Consider the following 6,245-nt stretch of genomic DNA (forward strand, 5'->3'; position numbering starts at 1 on the left):
CACTAGCCGGCAAAAGCGGCCTGGATCGTCCTACGTATAGGACAATCCCTTGACCTGGCGCTGACGCAGCAGATGAAACGCGACAAAGGCCGTCAGCGCAAAACAGGCCTGGATGATGATCATCGGTGCGGCACTGCCATCGCGCAGTTGGCTGAGCAAGACGCCGCTGCAGGTGGCGCCGAACATCTGCGCAAACCCCATCAAGCCTGCCGCCAGACCGGCGCGGTGTGCGTTGGGCATGACGCCACCCGTCACCGACCCTGGCAGCACCAGGCCGCCGCCCAGGGTGACCAGCGCGATAGGAATATCCAGGCCGAGTACCGACAGGCCAAACAGCTCATAAATGACCACTGCGGACACACCGCCAACGGCGACCATCGTCACGCCCATCGCCACAATCCGCTGGGGTCCCAGGCGCAGGATGTTGCGTCGGGTATAGGTGGAGCCGACGATGAGCATCGACACGATCAGGCCGAAATTGATCCCGTACTCAAGAGTGCTGAAGCCCAGCAGGTTGATAAATACCGCCGAAGAACCGGCAATCACCGCAAACATCGCGCCATAGGTGCACGCCAGAGCCACGGCAAACGCGCGGTATTGGCGGCCCTTGAGCAGATCCAGGTATTGCCCGCCGAGGGTGCGCCAGTGGCCGGCCTTTGGATCAAGGAAGTGGTTGCTCTCGCGAAAGAACAGCAAGGCCAGCAGCAACACCACGCTGCCAATCACCAGCGCCAGGACGATCGGCGCGTGCCAGCCGAACAGTTTGATCAACAGGCCACCGACCATCGGTGCCACCACAATGGCGTAGAGCATGCCGATCATGGTCAACGCCAGTGCAGGCCCCGCCTCGGCCTTCCACACATCCCGCACCACCGTACGCGCCAGTACCAGCGCGGCGCAGGCGCCCAGGCCTTGCAGCACGCGGGCGGCGATGAACTGGTGGATGTCGTGGACCAGCAGCATCGACAAGGTCGCCAGCACGTATAGCACCAGGCCGCCGATCAGCACCGGGCGCCGGCCGATGCGGTCCGACAGCGGGCCAAACAGTAATTGCCCAAGACCAAAGGCAGCGACAAAGGCCGACAGTGCCATCAATGCCGAGCCGGCTGGCGCTGCCAATGCCTGCTCGATGGCGCCAAGGCCAGGGATGATCAATTGGGTAGAAACCTCACCCAGTGCCGTCAGGGCCACCAGTAAAAACAGCAGGCTTCGCGAGGGGACCGGGGCGTTTGTCATGAGGTGCATCCGGGGGGCTGGATTAATTTATATTTCGACCATAATATGAGCAAAAGATTATGTCCATAATTTTTTGCCCAATGGTCACCCCCGGAGCCCGCCATGCACCCTCTTTCCCTGCGTCTTCTCACGCCCCTGGCCCTGCTGATGGTCCTCAATGGTTGCAACAGCAAAGCCGACACTGCCGCCGAAGTACCTCAACCGCGCCCAGTCCTCGCGGCCAAAGTCGAAGCCGCTGGCACCCAGCAGAGCGCCTATACCGGCGTAGTCGCGGCCCGTACCGAAAGCGACCTGGGTTTCCGGGTCAGCGGCAAGATCATCGAACGCAAGGTCGACCCTGGCCAGCACGTGTCCCGTGGCGACACCCTGCTGGTGCTGGACATCGGCGACTTCGAACTGGCCCTGCGCTCGGCGAAGAACCGCGTCACCGCCGCCCAGGCACAACTGCGCCAGCGTCGTGACGACGAAAACCGCTACCAGCGCCTGGCCAACACCGGCGCCGTGTCGCGGCAGATCTTCGACCAGTCCGCGACCAACCTGCGGGTGGCCGAAGCCGAACTGGCCTCGGCGCAATCCGACGCCAGCCAGATCGAAAACCGTCGCACCTACTCCGTGCTCAAGGCCGATGGCGACGGCATCATCACCGACGTGCGCGTGGATCGCGGCCAAGTGGTCGCCGAAGGGCAGATCGTTGCGCGCCTGGCCCATGACGGTGCCCGCGAAGCCATCGTCAACCTGCCGGAAAACCAGCGTGACCAGGCCTCACAGAGAGCCCTGGCCTTCCCCTTCGGCGCGCCGGACCGAGCGGTGACCGCCACCTTGCGCGAACTCTCTGCCAGCGCCGACCCGACCACCCGCACCTACCGCGCCCGTTACGTGCTGCACGGTGCCGTCGACCGTTTCGCTCTCGGCTCCACCATCACCGTACGCCTGCAAGGCAACGGCCAGGCCCAGCAAACCCGCGTGCCCATCGGCGCACTGCAGGATGCGGGGCAAGGCACCGGCGTGTGGCTGATCGGCGCAGATGACAAAGTCAGCTTTGCTCCGGTGAGCGTCGCCAGCCTCGGCCAGGAAGACGCGCTGCTCAACAGTGGTGTTGCTCCCGGCCAGGTCATCGTTGCCCTCGGCGCACATCTGCTGCACAGCGGTGACAGCGTGCGCCTGCTGCCCGCGCAAGTACTGGCCCTCAACCGCAAACAGGACAACTGAGCATGCGCGGTATCAACCTTTCCGAACTGGCGGTCAAACATCGCGCGGTCACCCTGTTCCTGATCATCGCGATCCTCGCCGCCGGGATCTTCTCCTTCGGCAAACTGGGACGCGCGGAAGACCCCTCCTTCACCGTCAAAGTGATGACCATCACCGCCGCCTGGCCCGGCGCCACTGCCCAGGAGATGCAGGAACAGGTGGCCGACCGCCTGGAAAAACGCCTGCAGGAATTGGACTACTACGACCGTGTCGAGACCATCGCCCAACCCGGTTTCGTGTCGATGCGCATGACCTACAAGGAGTCCACGCGCCCCAGCGAAATCCAGGACCTGTTCTACCAGACCCGTAAAAAGCTCAGTGATGAAGCCGCGAAGCTGCCCAAGGGCGTGATCGGTCCGTTCTTCAACGATGAATACTCCGATGTGTATTTCGCGCTGTACGCCCTGGAAGCCGAACACCTGCCTCATCGGCAACAGGTGCAGATGGCCGAAGACCTGCGCCAGGGTTTGCTCAACCTGCCGGGGGTGAAGAAGGTCAATATCCTTGGCGAACAGGCGCAGCGGGTGTTTGTGGAGTTTTCCTACGAGCGCCTGGCAACCCTGGGCATCAAGCCGGATCAGATTTTTGCCGCATTGGCCGCACAAAACGCCGTGGCGCCGTCGGGTTTCGTCGAGACCGCCGGGGCCCGCGCCTATATCCGTATCGACGGTGCGTTCGACAGCCTGTCGCTGATCGAAAACGTGCCGCTGGAAGTCAATGGCCGCGTGTTGCGCATCGCTGATGTAGCCACCGTCAGCCGTGGCTATGAAGACCCGCCCAGCTACCGTATCCGCCATCAAGGCGATCCGGCATTGATGCTGGGCGTGATCATGGAGAAACACTGGAACGGCCTCGAACTGGACAAGAGCCTCAAGGCCCAGGAAGCCAGGATCCAGGCCGACCTGCCGCTGGGCGTGAACTTCGCCAAGGTCTCCGACCAGGCGAAAAACATCAGCCTGGCAGTGAATGAGTTCATGCTGAAATTCTTTGCCGCCCTTGCGGTGGTGATGGTGATCAGCCTGTTGGCCCTGGGTTTCCGTGTAGGCCTGGTGGTGGCAGCAGCGGTGCCGCTGACGTTGTCGGTGGTGTTTGTGATCATGCTGCTGACCGGGCGTGAATTCGACCGCATCACCCTCGGCGCACTGATCATTTCCCTGGGTTTGCTGGTGGATGACGCGATCATCGCCATTGAAATGATGGTGGTGAAGCTCGAGGAAGGTTTCGACCGGATTCACGCCGCCACCTTTGCCTGGAGTTCCACGGCGGCGCCGATGCTGACCGGCACACTGGTTACCATCATCGGCTTTCTGCCAGTGGGGTTTGCCCGCTCCGGTGCCGGGGAATATGCCGGCAGTATCTTTTGGATCGTCGGCTTTGCGCTGATCGCGTCCTGGCTGGTGGCCGTGGTGTTCACGCCGTATCTGGGGGTGAAACTGCTGCCGCAGATCAAGCCGGTGCCAGGCGGCCATGACGCAATCTATGCCGGGCGTTACTACCAGAAGTTGCGTAGCTTGGTCGAAGCCTGCGTGCGTGGGCGCTGGCTGGTCACCGGCCTGGTGGTGGCGGCGTTTGTGCTGTGCGTGCTGGGCATGGGCGTAGTGAAGAAACAGTTCTTCCCCAATTCCGACCGTTCCGAGCTTATTCTTGAGGTGTACATGCCGCCCGGCAGCGCCTTCAAAAGCACCGAAGCGGTGGCCGCGCAGTTGGAAAAAGCCCTGCTGCAAGAGCCGCAAACCACCCTGGTCGACACCTATGTGGGCGGCGGCGCACCGCGCTTTTTCCTGTCGCTGAACCCCGAACTGCCGGACCCGGCATTTGCCAAGCTGATTGTGCAGACCCCGGATTCCCACGCTCGCGACGCCTTGAAACTGCGCATGCGCGAACGCATTGCCGCCGGTGAGTTTCCTGCCGCGCGGGTGCGCGTGACGCAGTTGCTGTTCGGTCCGCCCGTGCCGTTCCCCGTGGTGTTCCGTGTGTCCGGCCCTGACGTGGACGTACTACGCGGGGTCTCCGAAGACGTGCGCAAAGTGGTCGCCGCCAACAAGCTGACCAAGGACGCCTTCCTTGATTGGGGTGAGCGCACCAGCGGCTATCGCCTGGTATTGGATCAAGACCGCCTGCGTTTGCTGGGTTTCACGCCCAACGAGGTCAAGTCCCAGCTCAATGCCTTGCTCAGCGGCAATCCGATCACCGAAGTGCGTGAAGGCAACCGCACCGTCTCCGTCGTCGCCCGTGCCCAGGGCAGCCAACGTGAAGACCTCGGCAACCTCAACAACATGACCCTGACCAACAGCGCCGGCACCTCAGTGCCATTGGCCCAGGTCGGGCATTTCCAGGCAGTGATGGAAGAGCCGATCCTCAAGCGCCGTAACCGCGCGGCCACCATGGAAGTGCGCGCCGACATCATCGACGGCGTGCAACCGCCCGACGTGGAAATGGCGGTGTACAAAGACCTGCAACCGCTGATCGCCAAGCTGCCCGCCGGTTACCAGATCGACATCGGCGGCCCGGTGGAAGAAAGCGCCAAGGCCAACGTCGCCCTGGCCGCGCTGTTCCCGATCATGATCCTGCTGACCCTTACGGTGATCATGTTCCAGGTGCGCTCGTTTGGCGTGATGTTCATGGTCTTCGCCACAGCACCGCTGGGGTTGATCGGCGCGGTGCCGACCTTGTTGCTGTTCAACCAGCCGTTCGGCTTCAATGCGATCCTGGGCTTGATCGGGATTGGCGGGATCCTGATGCGCAACACGCTGATCTTTACTGACCAGATTCGCCAGAACCAGGAGCACGGCATGGCGATTCGCGAGGCCATCGTCGAAGCCACGGTGCGGCGTGCACGGCCGGTGATCCTCACGGCACTGGCGGCGGCGCTGGCGTTTATTCCGCTGACGTTGTCGGTGTTCTGGTCGTCCCTCGCCTATGTGCTGATTGGCGGGGTGTTGGTGGGGACGGTGTTGACGCTGTTATTCCTGCCGGCGCTGTGCAGCCTGGTGCTTGGCCGAACGCGCACGATAGCTGCTGAAACATCCCACGTGACAGCGGGATAAGCTCTACAGATATCACCTGAAAACCTCTGCAAAGTCCTTCGCCTGATCACACAGTGCGAGGGATTGCAGATGAATTTTCTATCGGGTGCGTCGGCTTTCTGGGCATCAGCTGCAGGGAGTCGGCGCCGATGACCCGGCCCTCCCATATTGCCCTTATCGAATTTGAGCTGGATGGCTTCCATCAGAGCCTGGTGATTTATCGCCAGCAAATGGGCGAGTGGTATTCGCGCGCGCTGGATTCGGTGAGCCATGCGCTGGACATGCCGTCGCTGCTGGGGATGGATCGGGTGCTGCGGGTGGGGGATTCGCAGCGGTCGATGAGTATTTCGGATACCGACTTCTCCACCGTGGCCCAGTGCGCGGTGGGCGGCGAGCTGAAGATCGAGAGCCTGTTCGAGTCGGTGTATGACGTGCCGATTGGCAACATCCCGGTGGAGGTGATCGGGCTGGATGACGGCAGTTCCACCGTGATCATGCTGGATGAACAAGGCAAAGGCTCGCACCACTGCGCGGCGGGCGGACGCTATCAAGTGCGGGTTCAGGGCGGCGTTTCCGAGGAACAGGTCGATGCGCTGTTTGCTTCCTACGCCGGGCTGACGTCGGACCTGGAGAAGTGGCTGCGCGAGCAATGGAAAGAGTTCAAACCCTATTGGCAGCATTCGACCGCCAGCGCCATAGGCAGCGGCGTACTGGCGGGCAGTTGGGCGGCGATTC

Annotated in this window: 3 protein-coding genes and 1 pseudogene; 3 read left to right on the forward strand and 1 reads right to left on the reverse strand. The window is 62.4% G+C overall.

The window, feature by feature from the left end; genetic code table 11:
* Positions 1-30: 30 nt before the first annotated feature.
* Positions 31-1,236, reverse strand: a complete 1,206-nt coding sequence (locus HX793_RS25125) for a multidrug effflux MFS transporter (RefSeq protein ID WP_177061691.1) — start codon at positions 1,234-1,236, stop codon at positions 31-33.
* Between the two features lie 102 nt (positions 1,237-1,338).
* Here HX793_RS25125 and HX793_RS25130 point away from each other — a divergent pair, with 102 nt between their 5' ends.
* The 3 genes and pseudogenes from HX793_RS25130 to HX793_RS25140 all read left to right on the forward strand — a co-directional run.
* The gene (locus HX793_RS25130; protein WP_177096483.1) at positions 1,339-2,445 is read left to right on the forward strand and encodes an efflux RND transporter periplasmic adaptor subunit; all 1,107 of its coding nucleotides are present in this window, start codon (positions 1,339-1,341) and stop codon (positions 2,443-2,445) included.
* Positions 2,446-2,447: 2 nt separating this feature from the next.
* Positions 2,448-5,531, forward strand: a complete 3,084-nt coding sequence (locus HX793_RS25135; protein WP_177096481.1) for an efflux RND transporter permease subunit — start codon at positions 2,448-2,450, stop codon at positions 5,529-5,531.
* 128 nt (positions 5,532-5,659) lie between these two features.
* Positions 5,660-6,245, forward strand: a pseudogene (locus HX793_RS25140) (type IV secretion protein Rhs); the annotation flags it as partial.

This window comes from Pseudomonas reactans, from assembly GCF_013387025.1.
Lineage (GTDB): Bacteria > Pseudomonadota > Gammaproteobacteria > Pseudomonadales > Pseudomonadaceae > Aquipseudomonas > Aquipseudomonas reactans.